At 60.1% G+C, this 24,790-nt stretch carries 29 protein-coding genes and 1 pseudogene; 3 read left to right on the top strand and 27 right to left on the bottom strand.

Going from position 1 to position 24,790, the window contains the following annotated elements; genetic code table 11:
- Nucleotides 1–38: 38 nt before the first annotated feature.
- The 6 genes from NQE15_RS13185 to NQE15_RS13165 are packed head-to-tail and all read right to left on the bottom strand — an operon-like array spanning nucleotide 39 to nucleotide 6,041.
- The gene (locus NQE15_RS13185) at nucleotides 39–602 is read right to left on the bottom strand and encodes a hypothetical protein (protein ID WP_265942004.1); all 564 of its coding nucleotides are present in this window, start codon (nucleotides 600–602) and stop codon (nucleotides 39–41) included.
- Nucleotides 584–1,276: a TorD/DmsD family molecular chaperone gene (locus tag NQE15_RS13180; protein ID WP_265942002.1), complete on the bottom strand. Its 693-nt coding sequence runs from the start codon at nucleotides 1,274–1,276 to the stop codon at nucleotides 584–586. The genes NQE15_RS13185 and NQE15_RS13180 overlap by 19 nt, the downstream gene beginning before the upstream one ends.
- Entirely contained in the window at nucleotides 1,263–2,168 is a 906-nt protein-coding gene (locus NQE15_RS13175) for a 4Fe-4S dicluster domain-containing protein (protein WP_265942000.1), read from the bottom strand. The genes NQE15_RS13180 and NQE15_RS13175 overlap by 14 nt, the downstream gene beginning before the upstream one ends.
- Nucleotides 2,099–2,443 carry a 4Fe-4S dicluster domain-containing protein gene (locus NQE15_RS24075; protein WP_416336464.1) on the bottom strand — a complete coding sequence of 115 codons (345 nt, stop codon included), beginning with the start codon at nucleotides 2,441–2,443 and terminating at the stop codon, nucleotides 2,099–2,101. The genes NQE15_RS13175 and NQE15_RS24075 overlap by 70 nt, the downstream gene beginning before the upstream one ends.
- 24 nt (nucleotides 2,444–2,467) lie before the next feature.
- The gene (locus NQE15_RS13170) at nucleotides 2,468–3,088 is read right to left on the bottom strand and encodes a 4Fe-4S dicluster domain-containing protein (protein WP_265941998.1); all 621 of its coding nucleotides are present in this window, start codon (nucleotides 3,086–3,088) and stop codon (nucleotides 2,468–2,470) included.
- Between the two features lie 10 nt (nucleotides 3,089–3,098).
- Nucleotides 3,099–6,041: a molybdopterin-dependent oxidoreductase gene (locus tag NQE15_RS13165; protein WP_265941996.1), complete on the bottom strand. Its 2,943-nt coding sequence runs from the start codon at nucleotides 6,039–6,041 to the stop codon at nucleotides 3,099–3,101.
- Nucleotides 6,042–6,668: 627 nt separating this feature from the next.
- Here NQE15_RS13165 and NQE15_RS13160 point away from each other — a divergent pair.
- Nucleotides 6,669–6,968 (top strand): plasmid pRiA4b ORF-3 family protein, encoded by a 300-nt coding sequence (locus NQE15_RS13160; RefSeq protein WP_265950271.1) that lies wholly within the window; start codon nucleotides 6,669–6,671, stop codon nucleotides 6,966–6,968.
- A 342-nt stretch (nucleotides 6,969–7,310) separates the two neighbouring features.
- Here the strand turns inward: NQE15_RS13160 and NQE15_RS13155 are convergent, their stop codons facing one another.
- Complete coding sequence (locus tag NQE15_RS13155; protein WP_265941994.1) at nucleotides 7,311–7,655, bottom strand: hypothetical protein; 345 nt, start codon at nucleotides 7,653–7,655, stop codon at nucleotides 7,311–7,313.
- Nucleotides 7,656–7,869: 214 nt separating this feature from the next.
- Nucleotides 7,870–9,126, bottom strand: a complete 1,257-nt coding sequence (locus tag NQE15_RS13150; protein ID WP_265941992.1) for a hypothetical protein — start codon at nucleotides 9,124–9,126, stop codon at nucleotides 7,870–7,872.
- A gap of 206 nt (nucleotides 9,127–9,332) precedes the next feature.
- On the opposite strand from NQE15_RS13150, the gene NQE15_RS13145 reads away from it, so the two are divergent.
- Together NQE15_RS13145 and copK are read left to right on the top strand one after the other, a co-directional pair.
- The gene (locus tag NQE15_RS13145) at nucleotides 9,333–9,725 is read left to right on the top strand and encodes a CzcE family metal-binding protein (protein ID WP_265941990.1); all 393 of its coding nucleotides are present in this window, start codon (nucleotides 9,333–9,335) and stop codon (nucleotides 9,723–9,725) included.
- A gap of 109 nt (nucleotides 9,726–9,834) precedes the next feature.
- The gene (gene copK / locus NQE15_RS13140) at nucleotides 9,835–10,122 is read left to right on the top strand and encodes a periplasmic Cu(I)/Cu(II)-binding protein CopK (protein ID WP_265941988.1); all 288 of its coding nucleotides are present in this window, start codon (nucleotides 9,835–9,837) and stop codon (nucleotides 10,120–10,122) included.
- A 34-nt stretch (nucleotides 10,123–10,156) separates the two neighbouring features.
- On the opposite strand, the gene NQE15_RS13135 is transcribed toward copK, so the two are convergent.
- The 19 genes and pseudogenes from NQE15_RS13135 to NQE15_RS13045 all read right to left on the bottom strand — a co-directional run.
- Nucleotides 10,157–11,401: an HD-GYP domain-containing protein gene (locus tag NQE15_RS13135; protein WP_265941986.1), complete on the bottom strand. Its 1,245-nt coding sequence runs from the start codon at nucleotides 11,399–11,401 to the stop codon at nucleotides 10,157–10,159.
- A gap of 117 nt (nucleotides 11,402–11,518) precedes the next feature.
- Complete coding sequence (locus NQE15_RS13130) at nucleotides 11,519–11,761, bottom strand: hypothetical protein (RefSeq protein ID WP_265941984.1); 243 nt, start codon at nucleotides 11,759–11,761, stop codon at nucleotides 11,519–11,521.
- A gap of 16 nt (nucleotides 11,762–11,777) precedes the next feature.
- The gene (gene flgB, locus NQE15_RS13125; protein WP_265941982.1) at nucleotides 11,778–12,353 is read right to left on the bottom strand and encodes a flagellar basal body rod protein FlgB; all 576 of its coding nucleotides are present in this window, start codon (nucleotides 12,351–12,353) and stop codon (nucleotides 11,778–11,780) included.
- Between the two features lie 101 nt (nucleotides 12,354–12,454).
- Nucleotides 12,455–12,745, bottom strand: a complete 291-nt coding sequence (locus tag NQE15_RS13120; protein WP_265941980.1) for a hypothetical protein — start codon at nucleotides 12,743–12,745, stop codon at nucleotides 12,455–12,457.
- A gap of 180 nt (nucleotides 12,746–12,925) precedes the next feature.
- Entirely contained in the window at nucleotides 12,926–13,129 is a 204-nt protein-coding gene (locus NQE15_RS13115) for a hypothetical protein (protein WP_265941978.1), read from the bottom strand.
- 190 nt (nucleotides 13,130–13,319) lie between these two features.
- Nucleotides 13,320–13,667, bottom strand: coding sequence for a hypothetical protein (locus NQE15_RS13110; protein WP_265941976.1), 348 nt, complete (start codon nucleotides 13,665–13,667; stop codon nucleotides 13,320–13,322).
- Between the two features lie 230 nt (nucleotides 13,668–13,897).
- Nucleotides 13,898–14,401: a YHS domain-containing protein gene (locus NQE15_RS13105; RefSeq protein WP_265941974.1), complete on the bottom strand. Its 504-nt coding sequence runs from the start codon at nucleotides 14,399–14,401 to the stop codon at nucleotides 13,898–13,900.
- A 106-nt stretch (nucleotides 14,402–14,507) separates the two neighbouring features.
- Nucleotides 14,508–14,774, bottom strand: a complete 267-nt coding sequence (locus NQE15_RS13100) for a hypothetical protein (protein WP_265941972.1) — start codon at nucleotides 14,772–14,774, stop codon at nucleotides 14,508–14,510.
- Nucleotides 14,775–14,927: 153 nt separating this feature from the next.
- Nucleotides 14,928–15,353, bottom strand: a complete 426-nt coding sequence (locus NQE15_RS13095; RefSeq protein WP_265941970.1) for a bacteriohemerythrin — start codon at nucleotides 15,351–15,353, stop codon at nucleotides 14,928–14,930.
- A gap of 15 nt (nucleotides 15,354–15,368) precedes the next feature.
- Nucleotides 15,369–17,711, bottom strand: coding sequence for a heavy metal translocating P-type ATPase (locus NQE15_RS13090; RefSeq protein ID WP_265941968.1), 2,343 nt, complete (start codon nucleotides 17,709–17,711; stop codon nucleotides 15,369–15,371).
- Between the two features lie 10 nt (nucleotides 17,712–17,721).
- A complete protein-coding gene (locus NQE15_RS13085; RefSeq protein ID WP_265941966.1) occupies nucleotides 17,722–18,108 on the bottom strand; it encodes a c-type cytochrome in 387 nt (128 codons plus the stop codon).
- The gene (locus NQE15_RS13080; protein ID WP_265941964.1) at nucleotides 18,092–18,328 is read right to left on the bottom strand and encodes a DUF2933 domain-containing protein; all 237 of its coding nucleotides are present in this window, start codon (nucleotides 18,326–18,328) and stop codon (nucleotides 18,092–18,094) included. The genes NQE15_RS13085 and NQE15_RS13080 overlap by 17 nt, the downstream gene beginning before the upstream one ends.
- A gap of 325 nt (nucleotides 18,329–18,653) precedes the next feature.
- A complete protein-coding gene (locus tag NQE15_RS13075) occupies nucleotides 18,654–19,004 on the bottom strand; it encodes a hypothetical protein (RefSeq protein ID WP_265941962.1) in 351 nt (116 codons plus the stop codon).
- 119 nt (nucleotides 19,005–19,123) lie between these two features.
- The gene (locus NQE15_RS13070) at nucleotides 19,124–19,774 is read right to left on the bottom strand and encodes a methyltransferase family protein (RefSeq protein ID WP_265941960.1); all 651 of its coding nucleotides are present in this window, start codon (nucleotides 19,772–19,774) and stop codon (nucleotides 19,124–19,126) included.
- Nucleotides 19,774–20,031 (bottom strand): DUF2933 domain-containing protein, encoded by a 258-nt coding sequence (locus tag NQE15_RS13065; protein ID WP_265941958.1) that lies wholly within the window; start codon nucleotides 20,029–20,031, stop codon nucleotides 19,774–19,776. Before NQE15_RS13065 ends, NQE15_RS13070 begins: the two co-directional genes overlap by 1 nt.
- Nucleotides 20,032–20,171: 140 nt before the next feature.
- Nucleotides 20,172–20,414 carry a YHS domain-containing protein gene (locus tag NQE15_RS13060; protein ID WP_265941956.1) on the bottom strand — a complete coding sequence of 81 codons (243 nt, stop codon included), beginning with the start codon at nucleotides 20,412–20,414 and terminating at the stop codon, nucleotides 20,172–20,174.
- Between the two features lie 40 nt (nucleotides 20,415–20,454).
- On the bottom strand, nucleotides 20,455–21,717 hold the full coding sequence (locus NQE15_RS13055; protein ID WP_265941954.1) for an MFS transporter: 1,263 nt from the start codon (nucleotides 21,715–21,717) through the stop codon (nucleotides 20,455–20,457).
- 377 nt (nucleotides 21,718–22,094) lie between these two features.
- Entirely contained in the window at nucleotides 22,095–22,952 is an 858-nt protein-coding gene (locus NQE15_RS13050) for an HAD-IC family P-type ATPase (RefSeq protein ID WP_265941952.1), read from the bottom strand.
- Between the two features lie 103 nt (nucleotides 22,953–23,055).
- Nucleotides 23,056–24,786, bottom strand: a pseudogene (locus NQE15_RS13045) (heavy metal translocating P-type ATPase); the annotation flags it as partial.
- Nucleotides 24,787–24,790 lie beyond the last annotated feature (4 nt).

The following is a 24,790-nucleotide window of genomic DNA, read 5'->3' as shown; positions in this document are numbered from 1 at the left end:
ATGCATACTCCCATTAGTTGTTGCCGGTGATTCCGGCGTTAATTGCCCGCCTGCGGCGATCCGTAGAAGGTCTTGATCTTGCTGTCCGGGCCGTGACATTCCGCACAGACCAAGCGCTTCAGGGTGGGTTTGTACGGATAGGGATCGAGCGGCCGCAGCGTATTGATATGGGCATATTCGCTGCCCTCGCCGCCCCGCACGATCTGCTTCTTCCAAACATCCCGGGGTGCTTGCAGCCAGTTCGGGTGGTAGACGTCACCCTTCACGAACCAGCCTTCCTTCTTCTTCGCTTTGGTCTCGGACGGGATGACCATCTCGTGGCAGGTCAGGCAGTCACGGTTCTTGCCCTCGTAGGCGATCTTTTTCGATTCCAGGTGCAGGCGGTGCAAGTTGGGAATGTTTTTGCGCGCTGCCTTCACTTCCATGATTTCCCCGTGGCAATCGAGACAGACTTCGTTCTTGCTCTTGAAATCGGGGACATTACCCTTCTGCTGTTTGGCCACAGCCTTGGGCGGCCAGTCGATGGGCGATTGGACCTCCTGCGCCAAGCTGACCACCGGGGTAAGTGCCAGCAAGACAAGGCTCAACATACGGGTTCGCATGATTTTCTCCCTTCGGAGCAGACTCCACCAGCCAATTCCGGAACAAATACCCACTCGGCCTCGAGGAAATCGGCAGTGAGGCGGGCGAGTGCCCGGTACAAGTCCATATCGGATTCATTCCGAATCCGATCGCACAGAGCGCGCTGCCACTGCAAAAGATGGTCGGCCAGGAAATCACATTGAAAGTCCAGGCACTGCCGCAGCCCTGCGCTGTCGGGCGCCAACCAGAGCTGAGCCTCGATGTCGCAGAGAAATTTCATGAACTCCAGCTCTACCCCGATGTGATCGGGAAGTTCCAGGCAGTCGCCGGTCAGTTGGGCTCCCGCAGCCTCATAAAACTGCTGCACTTCGACGGTCACATGGCCCCCGATCCGCCGGTTCTCATCCGCATAGAACGATTCGTTGGGGATCACGCCGGAAGGCAAGACGAAGAGCCGGGTGTATTCGGCCACCACGTCGCTGTCCATCGACCCAGCCGATGCGGCGCGCTGAAAGCACGCCGTCAGTTCGCTGGCGGCCGAATTCAGGGCTTCACTGCCGTCCGTGGTGATATCGCCGGCACAGATCATCGCCACCAGCTCCTTTGTTGGCGGCGCCGAGTAGAGCGCCGCCAGGAGGGCGTAAGTCTTGGTTCGCCCAACGGCGACGTTGTGCATTTCCTTAGGATCGATCATTTTGATTCCCTCCAATGAAGAAGCGTCTGGCAATTGCGTCGCGGCGTTCGCCGCTGACCCGGCACGCCGGGCAGAACTCGGCCGAATCGTCCAGGAAACTTTCCTGGCAGCCGCGGCAGGTGCGCTGTGTAGCGGAAACGAGCGTGATGCGGCGCGGTTCGAACAGCACCGAAAGGTCCACCGTCTCCCGGAGATGCAGCGCCTGGTGGTAGCAGGCCACCTCGCACACCCGACAGCCGGTGCAGCGTGCGGCATCGAGCTCGAGGCGGTAGGTGCCGCCCTCGATCCGATGTTCGAGGGCGCCCACGGGGCAAAGCGTTTCGCAGACGTTGCAACCGACGCAGCGACTGTCCACCGTCAGTTGCGCGAGCGGGACCGCGGCCGCCAGAACCACTTTCGACGCAACCTTGGCGCCGGGCAGGGTCGCCAGCACCTGCAGCAGGTCCGTCCGCTTGGGATTGGCCGCATGCCGTTGCACGATGTCGCGGAAGGCTTCCGCGGGCACCGATTCGGCCTCGCCAGCCGGTGCGATAGCAGCTTCGGCGCTCGCCTTCCAGCGTTCGGCGATAGCCCGGAACATCGCTCGGCGCGGGTTGGGAGCTAGTGCCGACCGACGCGTTTCGGCCGCCTTCCCCCGTGCCACCCGCAGCCGCACCACCCGTTCGGGCGCCAGGCCCGCCACCGTGCATAGCGCATCGGCGAAAGCCATCACCTTTTCCCACTGCGGTGCCGCCTTGACCAGTCCGCAGGACGAGCAGCCCGGCTCCATCAGAACGACCTGCGGCGCCCCGGCCCGGATGGGCTCCAGGACGAGTGCCTCGGTCAGCCGCGCGAGACAGGGCAACACCAGCTCGGCCTCGCCCTGTGCCCGATTGCAGGCAATGCGGAACACCGCCCCGGCTGGATTCGCTCGCGTATGCGCTCCACCAGTCGGGCATCGTTCTCCTGCGGCCGGAGGGCCCCGTTGGGGCAGGCCGAGACGCAGGCACCGCAGCCAACGCATGCGGCGGTGATAGCGGCGCCCTCGTCGGAGAGGAGCACCGCACCGGGCACCGGACAGACGATGGTGCAGGCGTCACAATGCGATTTCGTGCAGCGGAAGCGGGCGCATAGGGTGCTCTCCACACGCACCGCCGCCTCCGGTTGGAAGTTGATTGACTTGTCCATGCTCTCGGCCTAGTCCGCGAACGATTACTTGGTGTACTGCACGCTGGGCTTGGTGTCGGCGCCGACGACCGCGATGTTGACGCTGCGTGCCCGCTTTTCCCGTATCAGCGGCGTGAGCTCGTTGAGCTCGCCGAAGAAACGCACCTTGGCCGGGCAAGTCGTCACACACGCCGGCTGTTGCCCCTTCTCGAGGCGATGGACGCACAGCGTGCATTTCTCCATGACCCGGGCCTCGGCGTTGAACTGCGGCGCGCCGTAGGGACAGGCCCAGGCGCAGTAGCGACAGCCGATGCATTTGTCCTTGTTGATCAGGACGATGCCGTCTTCCTTGCGCTTGGTGATGGCCCCCACCGGGCAGGCCGCCTGGCAGGCCGGACGCCCGCAGTGCATGCAGGGCATGGGGACGAAGGTGACGCCGACGTTGGGCGTCTTCTGGGCATCGCGGAAATCGCCTTCCTCGATCTCGATCACCCGGTTGAAATCGACGCCGACCGGCGTGTTGTTCTCGGCTTTGCAGGCCATAGTGCAGGCGTTGCAGCCGATGCAGTGCTCGAGGTCGACCCACAGCGTGTATTGCTTCGGCCCCTCCTTGGCGAAGGAGCGGTCGATGACGTCGCGGGGAATGATTGGGCTTCTTTCAGTCATGACGGTCTCCTTACAGTTTTTCGATGCGCAGCGGGGTGCCGTTGCTCTGGGTGCCGCCCGAGACCGGATCGATCAGGATGCGGTCGCCCAGCACCGGGTCGGCCATGTAGAGCGGGTTGACAGTGAAGCCGGCAGCGATGCGCTTGTCGTGGTACTGCGATTTGCCGTCGGCAGCCCAAGCCTTGCCGCCGGCGCCCCAGCGCCCGTAGGCATGGCTCACCGAGAACACGCCGGGCCGGATGCGGCTGGTCACGCGCACCTGCATCTTGTACCAGCCGTCGCCCAGCGAAACGTCCAGCAGCGGGACATGCTTGCTCGACGGCGACTTGACCTTGATCCAGTCGCCAGTCACGACGCCGAGCTTCTGGGCATCCCCCGGATTCATTTCGGCGTAGTTCTGCGGCTTGATGGAGGCTAGCCACAAGTTGTTCATGGTGCGCGACTGCGTATGCCAGGCGTCCTTGTGGGTGTGGAGCTGGAACGGATATTCCTTCCAAAGGGCCGGATCGAGCGGATCCTCCTTGCAGTCGATGATGGTCCGGTACTGCGGCAGACCATCGAAGTGCTTGCCGGTCATGCTGTTCTTGTTCGCCGCGACATGGCTGGCGTAGGCGAACAGGCCACGCACCTTGCGCCCGCCCGAGAAGTTGATGTATTCCTCGTTGCGCTCCTTGTCGTATTGGTCGCCCGGGTTCTGGAACTTGCCGCCGAGCTTGACCAGGCGGCTGTCCGGATCGAGGCCCGGCTCACCCTTGAAGTCCTTTTGCTTGTAGTACTCGTTCCAGAACTGCCAGGAATTGAAGATGTCCACCCCGGGGCCGCCGGCGTCCTTGCCAAAGCCGGGCAGGCCGCAGCGCTGGGCGATCTGAATCAGGGTGTCGTCCGCTGTCTGCACGTCCGGATGGATGCCACGGTAGTTCTTGGTCTTCGGATCGAGGGTGCCCACCATCGGCTGGCGCAGGCCGGCGACGCGCGTCTTGACCGGCGGATAAGTCTTGAAGCCGCCGATGCGCTCCAGGTATTCCGTGTCCGGCAGGACGTAGTCGCAGAGAGCGCTGGTCTCACCCATGTAGGCGTCGATGCTGATGGTCAGCGGCATCGCCTTGGTATCCAACATGGCCTCGATCACCGTCCAGTTGAGCGGCTGGGTGTAGGCGGGATCGTTGAAGTAATTCAGGTAGGCCTTGATGCGGTAGGGATAGCCCGTGCGGACCGACGAGAAGAATTCGCTCGCCACGGTGCGCAGCGCTAGGGGATACCACGGCCGCGTCGATGTGGGCTTCTTGCCCTGATACTTGACCTTGCTGCGCTCGATCGAAACCCCCTTCGGCTTGCGCACGTCCTTCGCTGTATGGACCTCGCCGCCGAAATACACCATGCCGGGAATGAAGCCGCCCTTGCGGTCGATGCTGTCCATCAGGATGTTGATGGTGCACAGCGCCTGGCCATTCCACCAGCCGTTGGACTGCTGGATCGGACCGCGGAACATCTCGATCACCGGCTTCTTGGCGCTGGAGAATTCCTTGGACAGGTGGGCGATCGTCCCCTTCGGGATGTCGCAGACCTGCTCGCATTCCTCCAGAGACTTCTCCTGAGCACGCTCGCGCAGCAGGCGGAACACCGTCTTGTAGGTGACGCCCTTGATCTCGACTTCAGCATCCAGTTCAGCCGGCCCATCCACCTCGTGGAACAGGGTCGGCTTGCCGCCTACTAGCACCACATAGTCGGCCTGGCCGAGGCCCGCATCCCGCCCGGTCAGGTACAACTTGGGCTCCTGGGTGCGCACCAGATAGGTCATGTCGGTCCAGTTGCGGCGCCCAGTCTTCTTCGCCGCCTGTTCGTTAGGCAGGGCGAGGTATTCCGCCTTGTAGGCCTTGTTGTCGAGCATCCAGCGGATCATGCCGAGGAGGAAGAAGCCGTCCGAGGCCGGCTTCAGGGGAATCCACTCGCCCTTGCCGGACTGTAGCGCTTTCGCGGCAGCGGGTGAGAGCCAAGGATCGACGACGACGTGCTTGAACTGCTTGGCGTCAGGGCCCATGCGCTTGGCAAACTTCTGCAGATAGCGTGCCTTGGTCTGGCCGGGGTAGTCGGCGTGTGTGACGTTCGAACCGACGCTCATCAGATAAGTGCAGTACTCGTAGTCGGCATAGGCGCCGATTTCGTAGGGCGGCACGTTCAGGCAGTGCTCGACGACGTTGTAGAAGGTGCCAGCGCAACGGTCGCAGTGGTTCAGCATGTGCGGCACACCGGCCGCGTTGGCGACGAAGCGCGGCGTCAGCGGTGACTGCTCGTTGCGCCCATGGGCCCAGACGAACTGGTTGCGCTTCGGACCGTAGCCCTCGGGTGGCGCTTCGTCCAGGTAGTCGGAGTCCTCGGAACCGATCGGCTGGTCGTTGTTGAGGATGGCCTTGAGCCCCTCGACCATCCGGGTTTCCTCGCCCGGCACATCCTTGAATAGCACCCCGCCATCGCAGATCTCGGCAAGTGCCTGCTCCCAGCTGATGGTCTTCCACTTGCCGGAGCCGCGCGGACCGACGCGCTTCAACGGGTGCTTCAGGCGTGCCGGGCTGTACAGCGCATAAACGCCGGCCTGCCCCTTGGCACAGAGGGTACCCACGTCCTTGCCGCCGATGCCGCCATCGAGATCGCTTTCCTCGACGATGTCGCCCTTGGACACGTAGTCGTAAGTGTTGGGGTGATAGGGGTTGCCGTCGAGCTTGACCAGCTCGCCGCCCACGATCGTGCCCTGGATGCCGCAGCCGCTGTGGCACATGAGGCAGACGCTGCGCACCAGTTTGGCGTCAGCGCCGACCATGTCCGGTCGGGAACCCGCCTTGCCCATCTGGGTCACCCACTCCTGGGCACTTACCGGCTGGATTTGCGTCAATACCGCGACGCTCCCGGAAACTTTAAGAAAGTCGCGCCGGGTTAGTTGATTATCAAGCAGTTTCATCAGATGTTCCTCCCGCTAAGTTATTGCTACCGTTCGGACTTGCACTCAAGATGGGGTTGTAATCTGGTTTGCCGGGCCGGCCTGGCCAGGCTCGGATCGACCATTCGTCGAGGTGGCCGGCGCGGGCGACAAACGTCGTCCTGAATGGGCGGTTCAAGTTGTGCTTACCAACGGGTAATGGACGGGCGACGGCCAGTCCGCCCAAGTAACGCCCGGCCGCCCCCGGGCTTGCTCGCACCGGCCATGCGCTGAGCGCCGTCCGGCCGGGGAGCCATTGATCTGGATGCACCAAGGCATGCCGCTCCCGAGCACAGCCCCTGCGCTGGATTGTCTGCTGGTCAATTGAGCCAAGGCCATGGCCATGTTCGCCCCCCGTATTATTGCCAGAGGACAAAGCATAAAGCGGGCCATGCATCACACACAAGCTGTAATGCCATGAAATAAAAAAGAAATTGTTTATTCCGGCAAGAAAACTCAAGAACGGCGGCGCTACGAAACCGATGCCTTTCAGGCAAAACCATCAGAGAGATTACCGGGATGTAACCATACTGGCGGGTGTTGGTTTTTTAGCTTACCGTGTGGTAATTACCGCCAGAAAACAGTCCAGCAGACTGGGGCGAGAGTGACATTACGTCCTTCAAGTACATCTATGACTTTGGCGACCACTGGGAACACCGGATCAAGGTCGAGAAGAAGTTGCCCGGCGCCCCTGAACTGTCTAACCACGCCCTGTGTCTCGGCGGTGCCAATGCGGCACCGCCCGAAGATGTCTGTGGCGTATACGGCTTCGCGGATTTCGTCTTTGCCATCGCCAACACCAACCATCCCGAGCACCAACAAATGCGTGAGTGGTACGGTGCCTCATTCGATCCAACTAATTTCGATGACACCGCCTTGAGCCTGGCCTTCCAAGAACTCAAAATGTAACGGTCAAGACGGCCTCGGAACGACGCTTGCAAGCAAAAAATACCTCGTATCTGTTTAGTGATGGCGACGAACTCACTTGGGTTATCCAGAATGACTGCTCCGCTCTGGCACCTGCCGCTTAACCATTGAAGAAGACAATGACGGCAATGGGTACGAAGTACGCTCCCCACGGCCTTGATGTAATCGACCGTAATCAGCTATAGAGCATGTGCACTTTGATGGAAAATGGCATTGCTGGTAACGGGAATTCATGTACCCGTAGATAACTTTATCTCCTATCTCCCTGGAAATTCCGTCCTACGTCCCTGCCTTAGGCCTCAGCAAGGAAAGCATTGCGCCCCGTTACTTGCCTATGCTGTCAGCGAGTTGCCGGTGCGCCTGCTCTAGCGCCCTGGCTTCCTTGGCAGCGGCGGCAAATCCCTGCTGCAGCGAACGGCAATGGGAGACAAACACGATCGGTCCCCGGTACCCCCCATAGGAATTTGCTAACTGCTCGTGGGAAGCGGCCTCGGCCTCGTAACTGGTGGCCTTTTGCGCAAAATAGTCAGCTAACTTCTGGTGATCGGAGGCGGTTGCTGCAGTGGCGACCGCGTCGCGAACCTCAGATGTTTGCGGAACCAATGTGCAAGCCGAGACGGCCAACAGGCTCAGGCTCAAGAACCCAACGGCAAGTTTGCTGTGGCGCATGATTTCCTCCTATTGAAGTTGGTTCATGCAAGCAGTATGCGACCAGGAAGCTGACGGGAATCCACCCGGTCGGTTACAAATCCGTCACCGCATAGCCATGGCAAAAGCGAAAGGAATCCCGTATCGAGGCATTGGGCAGCCCGAGAAAATGACACCACGCCACTAATTCTATGGAAAAGCTTTTTCTGCCTCTATGGTTAGACTGCATCAAACTTCAGGCGCAACAGCGACTGGCAAGTTTCTCCAGGATTCGGTGGTCCTCCCCGAGTTTGCAAAGGGAATCGAAATGCTGCTCCAAATCCTCGAACAGGATATAGCCCAGCGAGAAATCATCTGGCCGCTGGAACATCGGTCGCTTGAGTTGTTCGATAATTTCCTTTTCCCGAACGGCAGGCGCCACCAGATAGAGATGATCTTCCCGCCCGGGAATAGAAAGCGCCATGTCAGTCAGTCGCAATATGCCCGAGTAGATCGATGTGCTCTTTTCGACTTCAAAGGCACACGCGATTCTGGGCTCGCCGCGATACAGCCAAAGTACGTCGATGAGTTCGGCGGTGGCATGCACTTCCGGAGAGAGACTCAGATTCGGCAAATGTTCCAGGCAGCGATAGCCCAGGGGGCTGCCGTTGTGCATCGCATTTCGGTCGTTGCGAGCGACAAACACGTCGTAGCCGAGGGCGCGTCCCACATTGGATAGCTGCGCTTGAACCTTGGTATGCACCCGCTCCTCGGCGATGTCCTTGTCGACCTGGGCATGGCGCTTACGGCGAACCGCTTCCACTTTTTCGCGCTCGACCACCAAGTTGTCGTGGCCGTCAACTTCGGGCGATACGCGTCCAACACCGACCTCAAAAAGCAGGCCACAAAAAGCCCCCAGATCCTTCGATAGAACGCCCAGCGCGGCATTGGCTTCGATAATCGTTTCCCGCATCGCCAAGTAACTTTCCCAGGAACCCAGCTTCATTTTGGTCTGGAAGAGCATGTTGAAACCATTGACCATTGCCGTGTTGAACGGCGGGAACAGTGTCGGGTGAAGAAAGTACAGGATATTACCGACCGCCGGTCCCAAGCCCTTGATCCCCCGGGCGGCCAGCCGCAATATTTCCCGCTCGATGTTTCGAGCCTCGGCGGTGCCCAGGCAGGCATACAGGAACTCACCAAACGCTTGCTTGTTGCCTTCGTTTTCGTAGATATCTGGGATGCGCAGCTTCGGTTTCCAGTAGAACGGATGTGCCGCCCCTTCAAACACCTGCTTTTGTTCGGAAATGCAGCTAAGCACGAATTCCAGGGATGACCCTTTGAAGTCGTTGGGGAAGCGCCCATGCTTGATGTCATCGACCACGACGGCAACACCACGCCGGATACTACGAAACGCCTTCAGGCGCTCGTCGTTGCCGATGAACCACGTGTTGTAGACGGATTCCGGATCCTGCTTGTACCGATCGATGATCGGCATCAGCGCTGTCTTCAATATTTTCCCCTGCTCAGATTATGACGCCCGTTTTAACAGCGACGGCAACGATGGGTCAAGGAGCATAAAGATATTTGCGATAAATCAGCTTTCGATGCCGATGACGCAAACGTAATCTCCAGGTCAGCCTCCTGTTGGTATCGCACTCCTAAGATGACATCACGGTTGGACGAAATAGGTCCGACACGATTAACAAGGAGAGAATCATGAAAGCAAATACTTCCCAACTTATCCTGGTCGTTGCACTTGCCTTTGCTGCCACAGGAACTAGTTATGCCCACGAGGATTACTCAGAGGCGGGCACCAATCATTGGCTGAGTCATGTCTCGGAATCCAAGAGTCAGCCGACCACCAACCAACTCGCGCCCTACGGTTACGCAACGTCCAACGCGGCCGCACGGGTGGTGAATATCGACAGCGGCACCAAATACCTGAATGTCACGCGGCTCGAAACCGTTCGAATCGATGTTAGCAGCAAGAGCGTCACCTGGACATTCGATACGCTGGGCACTGCGTCGTTTCCGCTTGCCAAGGTTATTCCGGGGGCTGAGGGCGTGACGGTGTATGTCACCGAGAACCCGGCCTACACCGGCGGCTGAGTGAAAGATTACGAGGCGATGACACCAATGTCATTGCCTCGTTGGGGAACTGACAGGTTCTTGTAGGTAGTATCTGAGATGCAAGTTCATTACATCCGAGGAGAAAGAAATGCTGAAAAAATTATTGATGGTGGTCGCGATGAGCGCCGTTACCGCTACTGCATTCGCTGGCGATGCTGCCCGTGCTGAAGCGAAGCAAGTGATCGAGTTGAAAGATGGTTCTACGGTTTACATCTTCAAGGACGGGAAAATGGCCATGGAAGACAAAGTCGGTCGCGCCATGCGCATGAAAAAAGACACCGTGATGGAAACCAAGGATGGTCAGAAGATCATCATGCACGGCGACGAAGTCATGCGTCTCGACTCTCTGCTCAAGAAGGGGCACGAGGGAGGCTAATCGATCGACTCTCCAGAGCGCAAAGCGGCCTCCGTCAGGGGGCCGCTTCTGTTTTGAAATAGCGAGAAAGCAACGCGCGCATTCCCAGCCGCAATTCCGCATCGCCCACCTGAACTGCCCTGGCGTATAGGGAAGGCGCAATCTTGATGAAAACCGCAACAACCGCCGGGTCGAAATATCGGCCGGCATCCCCTTCGATAATGCTCAGCGCTTCGGCGAGCGCCATCGGCTTCTTGTAGGGGCGTTCCGAGGTCAGCGCATCGAAGACGTCAATGACCGCAAAGACACGGGCAATACGGGGAATTGCATCGCCGCGCAGACCATCGGGATAACCGGTGCCATCAAACTGCTCATGGTGATGGCGAATGGTCTGCGCCGCGCCCGCCAGCCAATAGTTACCGGCGACGATCTCGGTGCCGAGAAGGGAGTGGCTCTTCATGACCTCGAATTCCTCGGCGGTCAGTTTGTCGGGTTTGAGCAGAATGCGGTCGGGAATGCCGATCTTGCCGACATCGTGCAGAAAAGCGCCAACTACCAAATCGGCAATCTCATTTTCCGGCAGGTCCATCGCCTCGGCCAGGGCGACGGCATAGTAGGTGACGCGGTAATTGTGGGTATCTGTATCCGAATCCCGCTTGGCAACGGCGTTGCCGAGGGAGTGCATCAGGGAGAGATTGGAGTCCAGCAGGCGTCGGGACAGCCCGGTCGATTGTTTCAGCATGGCCAACAGCAAGGGATAGAGTAGCAGCGCGGTGAGCAGGACAGACAAGGTGGCGGTCAGGGCTGCGGCGCGGACTTGTTCCCGCTGAGCCAGCAAGCTTTCCTCATCGAAGCGGCTGACGCCTTCCACATAGCCGGCCAGCGAACCATCGCTCCCGAACAACGGCAAGACGACTTGGATCAGCCGTTCGCCTGACACCTCGATCCAGTTTTGGTGACTTTGACCTCGTTCAGGCCAGTCATGCTGCCGGGACTTGGCGGCGGCGACGAGTGCGGTCGGAATATCGCCCCAAGTCTCGTAAATCAGCATCCGACTCGAGTTGAATACGCGAATGCCGACAAACCGGGTTCGATCCAGCAGGCGGTTGAGTGTACCGTGCTCCTCCTGTGCTTTTCCATCAAAGGCCATTTGCATGGCCGGCGACTCGAAGTGGCGGGCGCTGGTCGTCGCGCGATCCAGTGCCGCTTGCTCGGTCCTCGACGTTTCGAGCAGGTAGGAGACCCCTCCTGCCGCCAGTCCGATCACGATCGAGGTGGCTCCCAACTTGCTGGCCAGCATCCAACGCAGTTGCCGGGGAGTTTGCGGTAGGGTTGCGTTTTTCATTTGGGCGGGCGCCTTCCGGGTTGGCGGTGTAAAAGCCGGTTTGGGCATTAATGATGGACATGAGTTGATCGATCACTCGTTGATGATCAGGATAGCCTTGATCGGGTCGATGGGCCCAAGATCGTGCCATGCATCACGGGGCGCGGCGGTTTCCTGCTCGTTGCAGCAACCGTGATTGCACTCCACAAACCAACGTTTTTGCAGCACCGTTCGACAATAGTTATAAGTCAAAGTCTTGGGATTGCAACCGACGGCCACGGCGAGCATACGACAGGTGCAGCGATCACCATGTTCAGGAGGTTTGTGAAGTTCCATGGAAAGGCGATGTCATTTATTTCAAGGACTGATACAACTCCATCAGCATCTTGAAGTGGCCGCTAACCCGATCGACCGAAAACTGGTACATGAACGAGTTATCGGAAAACTTGGTGCGCTCGACATCCATATCAACCGTATTCCCGTCCGCGCTATCCTGGCTCGGCACCTGATACTTGAGGGGATAAGGTGGCTGGGCGGAAACAGCAGTTGCGGAAATATGGCCGCTGCCGGTCGTCGCCAGCGTTGTCGGTGGCGCCTGGGAGGCCAATCGGGCGATGCGCATGGCTTCCGCGACATCGATGTCCACCGCCTTGTAGCCGGGCGTATCGGCGTTGGCGATATTGGACGCAATCAACTGCTGGCGATAGGCGCGCACGCCAAGGGCCATATCCTGAACGTCATGTTTTTTTCCGCCCTGTGCCTGGCTGGACAAGGGAACATGCTGCGGGTGCGGCTCGCCACTCGATGAGGTCAGGCTACCACCATTCCCACCGTGCTGAGCATTACCCGTGGCGCCATGATTGGCATGGCCGCCATCGACCGGAGGCTGAAGGGGTGGAGAATTGGCGATGGCGTCGATCCGCGGCATTGGGGCTTTAGTTGCTGACGCGCGCGAACTCTACTAGCGGGCCGGCTAGTGCTTATCCGAGCGTTGGGTGCCGGAGCGACGCCCCGCTACCGAACAAGGGGTCATTTCTTTGCCAAACCGGTCAATACCTGACGCTGAAAATCAGTGCAACAGGCGAGCATCGAGGCCCAATGATCCAGGATGGTCCGCCCCGTTCCCACCATCAAACCGCTCGCATCGCCGCGCAGCCACGACTGGCTATCGGTTCCGGCGTGAGCCAGAAGTCCGCGGGCAAACTGTCCGTTGATTTCAGTCAGGCGCTCGCAGCATCCCAGCCCCAAATTGCAAAGATCCGAGGTCAGTTCAAGTTGTGACTGACACTGGTTTTTCAAACGATCAGCAGCTTCCAGCATTTTTTCTTCCTTTATCCAAGATCTTGAATAATTGCAGTATGCGTCGGTGAGACTGACGCATACATAACCCCCGGTTACAAGTTTGTCATTCAAATGTCAGATGAAACAACATAGCGGGCTAGAACCGTTTTTGGCCAAACTGTCGGCCCAGGTGTTCTTTGCCCAAACACGTTCCCCAATTCAGGCGACGATATTGATCAGCGTCCCGGTGGTTTGACCCTGAACATTCACAACCGGCGGTAACGCTTCCTCTGCTTTGCGCTGTGAGACCTCTTGCGCCCTGGCTTCCTGGCGTTCGACTTGTAGCTCTTTGGTTAGCGGACTCTCGACAGGCTGGCGTGCAGCGCTGGTGATGGTATTGCGGCTAATGGAATCGATAGCCATGAAAATCTCCTTGAACTTTGGTTTGACTCAATCAAAAGGGCGATAACTTGTCAGGTGTCGCCTTCTTCCTTGTTTCCTTCGGCAATTTGTGGGCCCTACCCTTGTGGCTGTTGAGAGTGGCGGCGCGCTATTCATTTCGGATTACGCGACGCGAACGTTTCGGGCAACCGATTGCCTGCCGTATCGGCATCTATTTACCGGAACTGCCGGCCAATTGGCGGTGTGCCTGTTCCAGGGTGCGCGCATCCTTGGCGGCATTGGTGAACTGCGCCTGCAGCGAACGGCAGTGAGATTGCATCGCCGCCAGATCGCCTTTCGGGCGGCTGGCGTATGAGCGCCCCATTTTTTCGTGCAAAGCTGCTTCCGCATCGTAGCTGGCCGCTTTCTCCGCGAAATAGGCAGCTATTTGCTGGTGCTCGGCGGCTGTGGTGGCATTGGCGATGCTTGCCGGAATCTCACCGACCGATGGGACCGAGGTGCATGCCGTGAGGGCCAGAAAGGCAATCCCGGCAAAAATTGGAGCGAGTGCAATACGCATGATCTTCTCCTCTGCTTGTAATGGTGTATCCAGTGTGCGACCCGGCGACTGTCGACAACATAACCATCGAATTACAAAACAGTTGGCGAAATGTCATGATAAATCCGGGCTTTCGCGACGCCTCAATGCAGCCTGAAGTCGCATCGCAGGCATTGGCCCGCAGCACTCGGCGCAGGTGGAATTCGACAGTTGTCCGGGAAAGGGGAGACGCCCTCGTTTCGCGGTTTCGCTCAGCGCAACCTGGTAGGAGGCCGGTTGCAGCAGGCTCCAGGTCCGGGGTGGGCGGCATTTTCCAACTCGCTGGCTTCCGTCAGCGTCCAAAGGCGTCGTCTGAAGCCGTGGAGCCCTTCCTTGAACTGTAAGCCTTCGGCGGTGACCACCGTTTCGATTTGCGAGAGAATGGTTTTCCTCAAATCGTATTCGACCAGCAGGTGAGTCTTTTCTGTAGTAACCGAGGTTACCCCGATCATTTCGCCGACACGCTGGGCGGCGCGTTGGATGTCCGATTCGTTGCCGTTCGCCAGTCGCAGTTTGCGTCGTTTCGGGATAGGCAGGATATCGGCAATCCGCTGTGAGCCGGTGTAGAGGGCCGGGATGTCATTAAAGCGTTCGAGGCATTGGGCCGAGCAGAAGTGGTAGCGCATGCCGCGATAGGTGATGAAGCGCGAGGAACGAGCCACCTCAATAGCCATGCCGCATACCGGGTCGCGGCTTGTGGTCATGGCTTTTATCATGGTCGCTCTCCCTCCCGGCTTGGCGCTATCTCAATCAGTGCCAAGCCGCCTACCGAGGCAGCCTGGCTGTGGAGGCTTCTGCAAACAGATTGGTAACGGAAATCCGTTATTTCATATCCCGGGGATGGTAGTGCTTGCTCTTGTCCTGCGCAGCATTCTTCTTGTCGGGATCAACGGCGGCCGGCGCCTTTTGCGGAACGCCGGATTTTTCCTCAACGTGCGAGTGCGGCTTGACGGCCTTGGCGGGCTTGGTGCCTTGCTCCATCTTCATTTCTGCGGCAGGAGGTGCTTTGTCGGCGTCGGCGGCTTGGGCGCCCAAGGATAGCGCGGTGGTGGCGAACAAGATTGCTGAAAGCGTGGATTGCAGTTTCATGATGGTTCTCCAGGAGAGTGGTGGGCAATGTCTGAATCGCTGACACCAAGTAGTCTGCGCTTTTGTAGCTGTCATCTGGATGACTTATTGATTACATCCTTGTCAGGAAACTCCCGGCGATAATCTGACGTCGAGGGGTATCCCCGCTAGGGCTCAACTTTCTACGAGATACGGCTTACAGTCCAAATCCGATACGAGGATATGGTGAATCCACCATTCGGACAGGAAACGGAACACCCCGAGCCGGTCCTGTTTGCCTTCCAGTGCTGCGAATAGGAAATCGGTTAGCACGATTTGGAATTGTTCATGCTCTTCAGCGTGCTCGGCCAGCATTGGGTAATGGTGCGCCAGCAGCAATTCTTCTTCCTTCGCAAAATGCTCTCTAGCACAGACAGCCATTTCGTGGAGCAGATCATGAAATTTTTCACAACCTTCGGGACCGGCGCTCTCCAAGCATTTCTCCGACTCCGCACACAGTAGCAACATCTTTTTATGCTGCTGGTCGATGATGGCGTTCCCGACGCTGTAGCAATCGCGCCATTCGTATTGGGTGGTTATGTCAGGCAATCGTGAGGACATCAGCAGATCTCTGTTTTATTGTTGCCCGCGCAGACGCAGCGCATTGCCGACCACGCTGAGCGACGACAGACTCATCGCCGCGGCCGCAATCACCGGCGACAGCACCAGCCCGAAGAAGGGATAGAGGATGCCAGCCGCGACCGGCACCCCGAGGGCGTTGTAGAGGAAGGCGAAGGCCAAATTCTGGCCCATGTTGCCGACCGTTGCAACAGAGAGCAGTCGGGCGCGGGCGATACCGCGCAGGTCGCCCTTGACCAGCGTGAGCTGGGCGCTGTTCATGGCGACGTCGGTGCCAGTGCCCATCGCAATGCCGACATCCGCTTTGGCCAGCGCTGGGGCGTCGTTGATGCCGTCGCCGGCCATCGCCACAATGCGTCCCTCCCGTTGCAGGCGCTCGACCAGCGCCAGTTTATCGGCCGGCTTGACCTCGCCATGCACTTCGTCGATGCCCAGGCTGGCACCCACCGCCCGGGCGGTGGTCAGGCCGTCGCCGGTCGCCATCACGATGCGCAACCCGGCCTGGCGCAGGATCGTCAGCGCCTCGCGGGTACTCGCCTTGATCGGATCGGCAACGACCAGCAGCCCGAGCAGGCGACCGTCGGCCGCCAGATACATGACGCTGGCGCCGCTTTGGCGCAGGGTTTCCGCCTCCCCGGCGAGGGCGCCGAGATCGACACCGTCCGCCGCCATCAGCGCGCCGTTGCCGAGGGCCAGCCGCCGGCCGCCGACCTGCCCGCGCACGCCGCTGCCGGTCGCCGATTCGAACTGTTCGGCCTTGTCCAGGGCCAGCCCGCGTTCGCGGGCGGCGCGGACGATGGCGTCGGCCAGCGGATGCTCGCTGCCCTGGTCGAGACTGGCGGCCAGGCGCAGCACCTCGTCCTCGCCAACACCCGGCGCTGCAACCGCACGTTCGAAGGCCGGGCGGCCTTCGGTCAGGGTGCCGGTCTTGTCCACGATCAGGGTATCGACGTCGCGCAGCCGTTCGATGGCTGCCGCGTCGCGGAACAGGATGCCCTGCGTCGCCGCCTTGCCGGTGGCGACCATGATCGACATCGGCGTCGCCAGCCCGAGGGCGCAGGGACAGGCGATGATCAGCACCGAAACGCCGTTGATCAGACCGAAGACCCAGCCCTGCTCGCCACCGAACAAACCCCAGGCAAAAAAGCTGGTCAGCGCGATAGCGACCACGACGACCACGAAATAGCCGGCCACCACATCGGCTAGCCGCTGCATCGGCGCCTTCGAGCGCTGGGCCTGGGCGACCATGTGGACGATCTGGGCGAGCACGGTCCGGGCGCCGACCTGTTCGGCACGGATGACCAGGCTGCCGGCGGTGTTCATGGTGGCACCGATCACCTGGTCGCCGGGGCGTTTCGTTACAGGTAGCGGCTCGCCGGTGAGCATCGCTTCATCGACGGCGCTTGAACCTTCGATCACTGCGCCGTCTACCGGCACCTTCTCGCCAGGCCGTACGCGCAGCATGTCGCCGAGATGGACATGAGTCAGCGGCACATCCTCCTCTATTCCGTCCGGGTTAATGCGGCGGGCCGTCTTCGGTGAGAGGCCGAGCAGCGACCTGATGGCGGCCGAGGTTTGCGAACGGGCGCGCAGTTCCAGCATCTGACCAAGGAGGGTCAGGGAAATGATCACCGCCGCCGCCTCGAAATAGACGCCGATGCGGCCGTGGGCCACGAAAGATGAGGGAAACAGGCCAGGCGCCAGCGCCGCCACCACGCTGTAACCGAAAGCCGCCCCGGTACCGAGACTGATCAGTGTCCACATGTTGGGACTGCGCTGGACCAGCGACTGCCAGCCACGCACGAAGAACGGCGCGCCGGCCCAGAGCACGATGGGCAGGCTGAGCAACAGTTCACCCCAAGTGCGGACCGCTGGCGACAGACCTTCCAGCCGGTGCCCGGCCATCGCCAGGACGACCACTACTACGGTCAACGGCAAACTGAGCCAGAAACGGCGGTGGAAGTCCCGGTACTCGGTGTTGTCCTCGTCCTTTTCTAAATCGGGCAGCAGCGGTTCGAGAGCCATGCCGCACTTGGGGCAGTTGCCGGGACCGATCTGCCGGATTTCCGGGTGCATCGGGCAGGTGTATTCGGCATCCGGAATGGCGGGCTCCGCCGGCTGCGGAGCAAGGTAACGCGCCGGTTCCGCGTCGAATTTCGTTTTGCATTTGGCGCTGCAAAAGCGGTAATGAACGCCTTCCAGATCCGTCGCATGGGGCGATTCCGGTTTGACGGTCATGCCGCAAACCGGATCGGTGAGGGTGTTCGGTGCACTGTCCGGTGCTGGGGTAGATCGTGAGTGACGCTGCTCGTGCTGCTGTTCCGGAATCGCTGTAGCCATGATTCGCTCCTTAGTCGATGCCGACCTTGCGCTGCTCGCTGCGCACATAGGCCGTGATGTGAGCCACGTCGTCGGGTGTTACTTGCGGCACCGGTGCCATATCGCCGAATTTCCAGTGGTGGACGCGCACGCCGTTCTTCGTGGCGAGTTGGAAAGCAGCATCGGCATGATGCGAGGGCTCGTAGATACGGTGCAGGAGCGGAGGCCCCTTGTCTGAGCCTTTCAAGTCCGCACCGTGACAGGTAGCACAGTGTTTCGCGACTAGCGTCTTGCCGGCTGCCGGATTGGGCATCAGGCCGGGACTGGGTTTGGGCACTTGCCAGCTTTGAGCTTGCACCGACAGGCTGACCAATGCGATCAGCCCAGCGGCGAACCGTTGCCTACGAATTCTGTTCATTGCTTCCTTCTGACTTGCCATGACCGCCATGCCCACCGTGGCCGAAGAAGTGCATCACCGGACATAGCAGAAGAAGTAAATAGATCCACCGTCCGGTCAGATGTTCCCAATGCTCCCGAATGATGAAGAACCCCAGGATGACAGCGATCATGGCAACGATGACCGTGCCACGAGACCGATACCACGACTCATTTGGTTGATTCTTGGATTCTGAACGCATGGTTTGGCTCCTCGCTCTTTTGATTAACGCCTGAATACCGTGTGGTGCCGCAGGAGAAGCTTGATGTTGGCTTGCCCTTGGCTCACAGCCTTCCGTGCCGATCAAGGAGGTTAGTGAGAGTGGCCGGCGTGCGGGTCGTTTCCGGAACCATTTCCGTATCCACTGCTGGCACAGCCTCCCAGGAGGAGCACTGTCACGGCAACCACCAAAAGCTTTTTAGACATCACATTCTCCTTTCGTTAGAAAACTGATTTATTGCTCAAGCCCCGATTTAGGCGACATTGCTTAACCAGGGCGTAGATGGCGGGAATCACCGCGGCGAGGGTCAGTCATGAGTTGACTCGGCCTTGGCGGAAAACAACGCCGATCTTAGCCTTCGATACGCGCCGACCATCACTGGCGGCAAGATCAACCACTGCAAGAGGGGGGCAAGACCGATACCAAAAATCATCGGCATGCTCGCGGTATAGCCGCAACTACCGGCGCGATAGACGTTGAACCACTCGCTCCACACGGTATAAGTGATCGCGCCAATCATGACAATTGCCCCGCCAGTCCATGGGCGCAACACCGGCCAGTCCGCGCACCGGAGCAACACGCCGGCCAGTGCGAACAGCGCGAGGGCAATCACGACGTCGCCCAGCGTGCAATGCAGCAGCGCCCATGCGATGCTCATTGATCTGCCGCAAGCCAGATCGTATACAGCCTGATCTGCGCGATCTCCCAGAGCAGATTTAGCGCAAAGGCAAGCACTGACCAGAGACCGACGAGCGCAAAAATACGGCGTGCCACCGCTTATGCCTGCGCTTTCTTACCGAACCGGGGAAAGAATGCCGGCGTATTTCTTTCGTAACGGGCGTAGGCCTCACCAAATTCCGTGCGGGCATCCCGCTCCTCACGCCGCGCCAGACGCACGTACATAAATACCAGAACCGGGAACATCGCGAGCGTCACCAGGGTCGGCCACTGAAACAGGAAACCGCTCATGATCAGAATGAAGCCCGCATACTGGGGATGGCGCAGGCGTGCGTACGCTCCGCTGGTCGCCAAGCGGTGATTGCGCTGTGCCGCATACAAGACCTTCCATGCCGAAGCAAGCAGCCAGAAACCGGCAGCAATCAGGAGGTTGCTGATCAGATGAAACGGGCCGAAATGAGGATTCGATTTCCAGCCGAGGATCGTTTCAAGCAGATGCCCAGAGTCGTGCGACAGCCAGTCGATGCCGGGGAAGCGCGTCGACAGCCAGCCCGAGAGCAGGTAAATGGTCAGCGGAAAGCCGTACATCTCGGCAAACAAAGCGACCAGAAACGCCGAGAACGCGCCGAACGAACGCCAGTCGCGCGGCGATTGCGGCTTGGCGAAGCTGAAGGCAAAGATGATGAACACCAGCGAGTTGATGATCACCTGCGACCATAGCCCGTAGGCCGGAGCGGCGTTGCCATCCATTATTTTTGCTCCCTGGCGGTTTCGTTCGCTGCGTCGCGCGAGCCATGCGACCGATGACCATGGCCGCCATGCATGAAGCGGTGCATCAAGGGGCAGGCCAGCAGCAGCAAATAGGGCCAATAGGGGAACCACCCGGCGAGGTGCGCTTGATGCTCGGTAATCAGAAAAAACGCGGCGATAACCAGGAAGACGATCAAGGCAATGTTGGCCTTTGAGCGACTTCTGGCGTCGCTGTGAACATCATGCTCGTGTTCCATGGCGACTCCTCGAAGTGATGGACCGTAAGAATCGAGCGTCATCGGCAGCGGATGGCGTGCCCTTTGCCGCTCCGGTCCTGTGGGAAGGCCCGACAATCCCAGTCTGCGTCGTCGCACCTGTCGCCAGAATGACGGCTAGATTACATTGTTGTCAGCTTTCTAAGGCCGGGCCGGGTACTCGTTTTGCACATCATGTTCACGCGCAGGGCAAACACGGAATCAGGATGGGCCGTCATTTGCCGGGCATCATACAAAGAGGGAGTTTCGTCGAATTTCTTCTTGCAAGCGATGTAGCAGAAGTAATAATTGCGCCCTCCGAACATGCTGCCTCCTGCCGTGCTTTGCTCGTCGACCTGCATGCCACATACCGGATCAGTTGCCATCGCCTTACCTCGATTTCCTTATGATTTCACCTGCTGCACGCTAAGCACGGACGTGGCCACGAATCGGGAGTGCGAGCAAATGCGGCAACCCGAGGCTTAGCAAAAAACCCAGGACGGCGAGTCCCCCAGTCAGAACGAAGGAGGCACCCGGCAAAACGGCAACATTGTAGAGGAGCCCGCCTGCCGCCGAACCCAGGGAAACGCCGAGGCTGGCGGCTGCCGTCTGCTTGCCGAGTTCCCAACCCTGCGCGCTCCCGGCTCTGGCCGATATCCAGTAGGTCAGGATCGGCGAGAGGATGCCCGCGCTGGCCGCGACCGTACCTATCACGAGCAACATCAACGTAAAATCAGACGCCCACGGCACGAGAAACAGACCGGCTGCAAACATGGACAGCGCGGGCGCGATGAGCCAGCGGGTCGTGTCCGGCTTGAACCAGGGCGAGAACACGATGGCCTGCATGACAAACATGACCAGGCTGCATTCGGTGAACATCAGCGCGATCTGGTACGAAGTCAAGCCGAGTTCCTGCTGGCCACGCAGTGCAAGCCCGACCTCAAAGACCCCGACGCCGGCCGAAACGATGAAGGTGAGAATGAGCAACCTCGGCATAAGCCATGTCTTCTTATCAAGCGAGGCGCCCGCCGTCTGCGCTGGCCGCTCGTGGCCCGCGCTGCTCGGTACGGCAAGCGCGACAGCGCCGGCCACTAGAATGGCGAGCAATGTCGTCGCCGCGAGCGGAATCGCGAGCGATCCGGCCGGCATGGCGAGGGCGAAGAAATCCGCTGCAAAGCGCGTCACGAACACACCCAGCATCGGTCCAAGCAGGAAGCCGGTAATGCCCGCCATGCTGACGAACGCCAGCCGGCGGGCGCGCCCCTGTTCGGTCGTCGCAAACTTGCCGATCACCGCCGCCGCCACCGGCGTCACCGCCGCGGCGAACATGCCGCTCAAAAAGCGCTCGGCGTAGATCGCGACGAGGCTCTCGACGAACGAGAAGACTAGCGTGGTTACGCTGAAACCGAGTAGCCCAACCAGCAGCACGCCACGCGGACCGTGTCGATCGGCCAGTCGCCCCCACATCGGAGCAAAAAGAAATAGCGAGAAGGTGTAGACGGCGGTCAATAGCCCGGTATGTCGGGAAATTTGCGCAACGTCCACTCCTGCTCCCAGGAGCCGCTCGATCAGGTAGGGCAGAAGCGGAAGCACCACGCCAAAACCGACCGACACCGTGAACACGGCAAACACGAGTGCAGCCATGGTGGCACGGGGCACGTCTCCTGCAGTCTGCGCGAGGTCACTCAAGTTAGACCATCCACAGGGGTCTGCGGAACAGCCGAGGCATCAACATACGACCTTCCCTGGAGCAGCAAAAGCCGGCCCGGCGGCAAGCAGAACGGACGCCAACAACGACGCGACGCCCCGGCCGACCTTGCAGGCCTTTGTCATCTCTCGTGTATTCATTTTTAAAATCTCCTATCAATGATGATCAGAAAAACTGCTCCCGGATGAGCGAACCGGCACGACGGCTCCGAACATGTGACGCGGCCTGCTGCGTCTGGTCCGGCGCAATACGAAGCGGAGGTACACGACTGCACTCAGCAGCGCAACAGCATTCGCCGCTCGGCAGTTCACCTGTGGGACGGGCCGTGACGTCACGCCCGCGCTGTACAGTGAATCGCTCATGCTGCACCTCCCGAGGAAACCGGCGCGTCGGCTAGCGGTGCACTTTGCAATCGCGCATGTTTGATGCCTTCGAGTTTGGTGCGCTTCAGCAACAGCGCATTGATCGCCACGATGAGGGTGCTGCCGGACATTGACAGCGCTGCGACCTCCGGACTCAATACGAATGGATACAAGACGCCTGCTGCAAGCGGGAACGCGATTACGTTGTAGCCCACCGCCCACCAGAGATTCTGGTGCATCTTGCGCACCGTTGCGCGCGACAGCGCGATCGCCGCAACGATGTCATACGGATCGCTCTTCATCAGCACGACATCGGCGCTTTCCATCGCGACATCAGTGCCGGCGCCAATGGCAAAACCCACGTTAGCCTGGGTCAGCGCAGGCGCATCGTTGACGCCATCGCCCACCATCCCGACCTTTTTTCCCGCGGCCTGCAGCGCCTTCACCTTGTCGGCCTTCTGGCCCGGCAGCACATCGGCCAGCACGCTGTCGATGCCCAGATCGGCGGCGATGCGTCTGGCCGTCGCCACGTTGTCGCCGGTCAGCATCACCACTTCGATTTTTTGGTCGCGCAGCTTGGCTACCGCGGCCTTGGCCGTAGGCCTGATCGCATCGGCGATGGCGATCAGGCCAATCACGCGAGCGGCCTGAGCGACATGGACGACGGTGCGGCCATCCCCCTGCAAGCGAGTGGCTTCGGCCTCCAGTTGACCGAGCGCGAGCTTTTGCGTATCCATCAGCAGCCGGTTGCCGAGGAACACCGTTCCGCCAGCGGTCTCGGCGCGAGCACCCATGCCGTCCAGGCTTTCGAATCCGGTTGGCGCGACGACCGTCAGATTCGCCGCCCGGCGCACGATCGCCTGCGGCGGCGCTCAGCACCACGTCCTCGGTGACTCCATCCGCCGTCACGATCTCCACGACTTCCGGCTGACCGACGGTGAGCGTGCCGGTCTTGTCGAAGACGATGACGTTGAGCCTGGTCGCGTCTTCAAGCGCCGAGGCGTTCTTGAACAGAATGCCGTTCTTGGCACCCAAGCCGGTACTCACCATGACCGCCATCGGCGTCGCCAGCCCCAACGCATCCGGGCAGGCGATCACGAAGACTGTGATGGTCAGCGTCACCGCGAACAGCAGCGGCTCACCGATCCACCAGAACCACACCGCAAAGGTCGCCAGACCGATGACGATCGCGGCGATCACCAGCCATTGCGCGGCCTTGTCCGCCAGCAGTTGCGCCGGCGCCTTCGAGTTCTGCGCCTCCTGTGCCAATTTCACGATCTGCGCCAGCGCCGAGTCGGCCCCGACCTTGGTCGCCTTGTAGGTAAAGCTGCCGCTCTTGTTGATCGTCGCACCGATCACCGTGGCGCCCGGCCCCTTCTGGACCGGCATCGACTCGCCGGTGAGCATGGACTCGTCGACCAGTGATTCGCCGGTCTCCACCGTGCCATCGACCGGAATCTTGTTGCCCGGTCGGATCACGACAATTTCGCCCGCCAATACTTCCGCCGTCGGAACTTCAAGCTCGGCGCCGTTGCGGATAACAGAGGCCTTGGCCGGCGTGAGATCCATCAGCGCCGTGATGGCGGACGACGCACCCGCGCGGGCACGCATTTCCAGCCAGTGGCCGAGCAGGATGAAAACCAGAAGAACGGCGACGGCTTCGAAAAACTGTCCGCCTCCGTCAAAGAAAAAAGTACTGCCAACGCTGAATAAATACCCGGTACCGACGCTCAACACGATCAACGCCGCCATGCCGAGGGTGCCCTTCCTCAGCGCGCGCCAGGCCGAGACGAAAAACGGCCAACTCGGGTAGACGATGGCGAGCGAAGCCAAGCCAAACAACCACAGGTCGAGGTCGATACCGAATGGCGGCGCGGGCGGCGTAAAAAGTCCCATCGGTGCGTAGAAGAAAATCGGCACGGCAAAGACCAGGCAGATCCAGAAACGGTTGCGCATGTCGCGCACCATGGCCGGCAGATCCTTGCCATCATGGCCCATCTCGTGCGCCATATCCGCCGACATGGCGGGCGGCGCACCCGCCGCCGCGTGACCTTTGTGACCCTCATGACCGGTGTGGCCGCCTGCCGAAGCGGCCGACCCGTGTTCTGTTGCAGCGGCCGCGCCTGGCGCTGTTTTCGGCGCATCGACTGTGGGCGTTGATGTCTGCGCGTCGGGCTCCCCCCGGCCTTTGTCTTCGCCGGCAAAGGTATCCTTTAGCCAAGCGCTTATCCCGTCAAGCGCTCCTGGCTCCTCAAGGTCATTGTGCTCGTTGGCTGGAGGGGCGGCCGGTGCGGACCCCGGAGTGGCGGCTGAAACATCCGCGGGAGGTTTCGGCGCAGCGGCAACGGGTGTTGATTGCGGCGCGTTCGGCAGCGCTTGCTCGCTTTTCCCGCCGCCTGCTGCAGCGGTTGGCGCGGGCACCGGGACAGGCGCGTCCTGAGGTGATTCCAGTGCAGTTGCAACCAGCGTGGACGGCAGCCCGTCCGGCACCGCTTTCTCCTCTTGTCCATCGTCTGCGGGCGACTTTCCGCGTTGGCGCACGAGTACTTTGATATCTGCGACTTCGAGCAGGGTTTCGTCGTAGCGTACCGTGGCGTTTCTCGCAGCATAATTCACCGTCGCGCTTTCGACACCCGGCACCCCGTGAATTCGTTTTTCCACTTCATCCACGGTCAATACCGACAGCATGTTG

This window comes from Dechloromonas sp. A34, from assembly GCF_026261605.1.
Taxonomy (GTDB): Bacteria; Pseudomonadota; Gammaproteobacteria; order Burkholderiales; family Rhodocyclaceae; genus Azonexus.
Note: the sequence above shows the minus strand (reverse complement) of the source record. Positions and strands in the feature narration are given on the sequence as shown.

What these genes read in the sequence shown, in the direction of transcription:
- NQE15_RS13185 (WP_265942004.1), bottom strand. Translation starts at nt 602, where the DNA reads ATGCGAACCCGTATGTTGAGCCTTGTCTTGCTGGCACTTACCCCGGTG.
- NQE15_RS13180 (WP_265942002.1), bottom strand. Translation starts at nt 1,276, where the DNA reads ATGATCGATCCTAAGGAAATGCACAACGTCGCCGTTGGGCGAACCAAG.
- NQE15_RS24075 (WP_416336464.1), bottom strand. Translation starts at nt 2,443, where the DNA reads ATGGACAAGTCAATCAACTTCCAACCGGAGGCGGCGGTGCGTGTGGAG.
- NQE15_RS13170 (WP_265941998.1), bottom strand. Translation starts at nt 3,088, where the DNA reads ATGACTGAAAGAAGCCCAATCATTCCCCGCGACGTCATCGACCGCTCC.
- NQE15_RS13165 (WP_265941996.1), bottom strand. Translation starts at nt 6,041, where the DNA reads ATGAAACTGCTTGATAATCAACTAACCCGGCGCGACTTTCTTAAAGTT.
- NQE15_RS13155 (WP_265941994.1), bottom strand. Translation starts at nt 7,655, where the DNA reads ATGCGCCACAGCAAACTTGCCGTTGGGTTCTTGAGCCTGAGCCTGTTG.
- NQE15_RS13145 (WP_265941990.1), top strand. Translation starts at nt 9,333, where the DNA reads ATGAAAGCAAATACTTCCCAACTTATCCTGGTCGTTGCACTTGCCTTT.
- copK (WP_265941988.1), top strand. Translation starts at nt 9,835, where the DNA reads ATGCTGAAAAAATTATTGATGGTGGTCGCGATGAGCGCCGTTACCGCT.
- NQE15_RS13135 (WP_265941986.1), bottom strand. Translation starts at nt 11,401, where the DNA reads ATGCTGGCCAGCAAGTTGGGAGCCACCTCGATCGTGATCGGACTGGCG.
- NQE15_RS13130 (WP_265941984.1), bottom strand. Translation starts at nt 11,761, where the DNA reads ATGGAACTTCACAAACCTCCTGAACATGGTGATCGCTGCACCTGTCGT.
- flgB (WP_265941982.1), bottom strand. Translation starts at nt 12,353, where the DNA reads ATGCCGCGGATCGACGCCATCGCCAATTCTCCACCCCTTCAGCCTCCG.
- NQE15_RS13120 (WP_265941980.1), bottom strand. Translation starts at nt 12,745, where the DNA reads ATGCTGGAAGCTGCTGATCGTTTGAAAAACCAGTGTCAGTCACAACTT.
- NQE15_RS13115 (WP_265941978.1), bottom strand. Translation starts at nt 13,129, where the DNA reads ATGGCTATCGATTCCATTAGCCGCAATACCATCACCAGCGCTGCACGC.
- NQE15_RS13110 (WP_265941976.1), bottom strand. Translation starts at nt 13,667, where the DNA reads ATGCGTATTGCACTCGCTCCAATTTTTGCCGGGATTGCCTTTCTGGCC.
- NQE15_RS13105 (WP_265941974.1), bottom strand. Translation starts at nt 14,401, where the DNA reads ATGATAAAAGCCATGACCACAAGCCGCGACCCGGTATGCGGCATGGCT.
- NQE15_RS13100 (WP_265941972.1), bottom strand. Translation starts at nt 14,774, where the DNA reads ATGAAACTGCAATCCACGCTTTCAGCAATCTTGTTCGCCACCACCGCG.
- NQE15_RS13095 (WP_265941970.1), bottom strand. Translation starts at nt 15,353, where the DNA reads ATGTCCTCACGATTGCCTGACATAACCACCCAATACGAATGGCGCGAT.
- NQE15_RS13090 (WP_265941968.1), bottom strand. Translation starts at nt 17,711, where the DNA reads ATGGCTACAGCGATTCCGGAACAGCAGCACGAGCAGCGTCACTCACGA.
- NQE15_RS13085 (WP_265941966.1), bottom strand. Translation starts at nt 18,108, where the DNA reads ATGAACAGAATTCGTAGGCAACGGTTCGCCGCTGGGCTGATCGCATTG.
- NQE15_RS13080 (WP_265941964.1), bottom strand. Translation starts at nt 18,328, where the DNA reads ATGCGTTCAGAATCCAAGAATCAACCAAATGAGTCGTGGTATCGGTCT.
- NQE15_RS13075 (WP_265941962.1), bottom strand. Translation starts at nt 19,004, where the DNA reads ATGAGCATCGCATGGGCGCTGCTGCATTGCACGCTGGGCGACGTCGTG.
- NQE15_RS13070 (WP_265941960.1), bottom strand. Translation starts at nt 19,774, where the DNA reads ATGGATGGCAACGCCGCTCCGGCCTACGGGCTATGGTCGCAGGTGATC.
- NQE15_RS13065 (WP_265941958.1), bottom strand. Translation starts at nt 20,031, where the DNA reads ATGGAACACGAGCATGATGTTCACAGCGACGCCAGAAGTCGCTCAAAG.
- NQE15_RS13060 (WP_265941956.1), bottom strand. Translation starts at nt 20,414, where the DNA reads ATGGCAACTGATCCGGTATGTGGCATGCAGGTCGACGAGCAAAGCACG.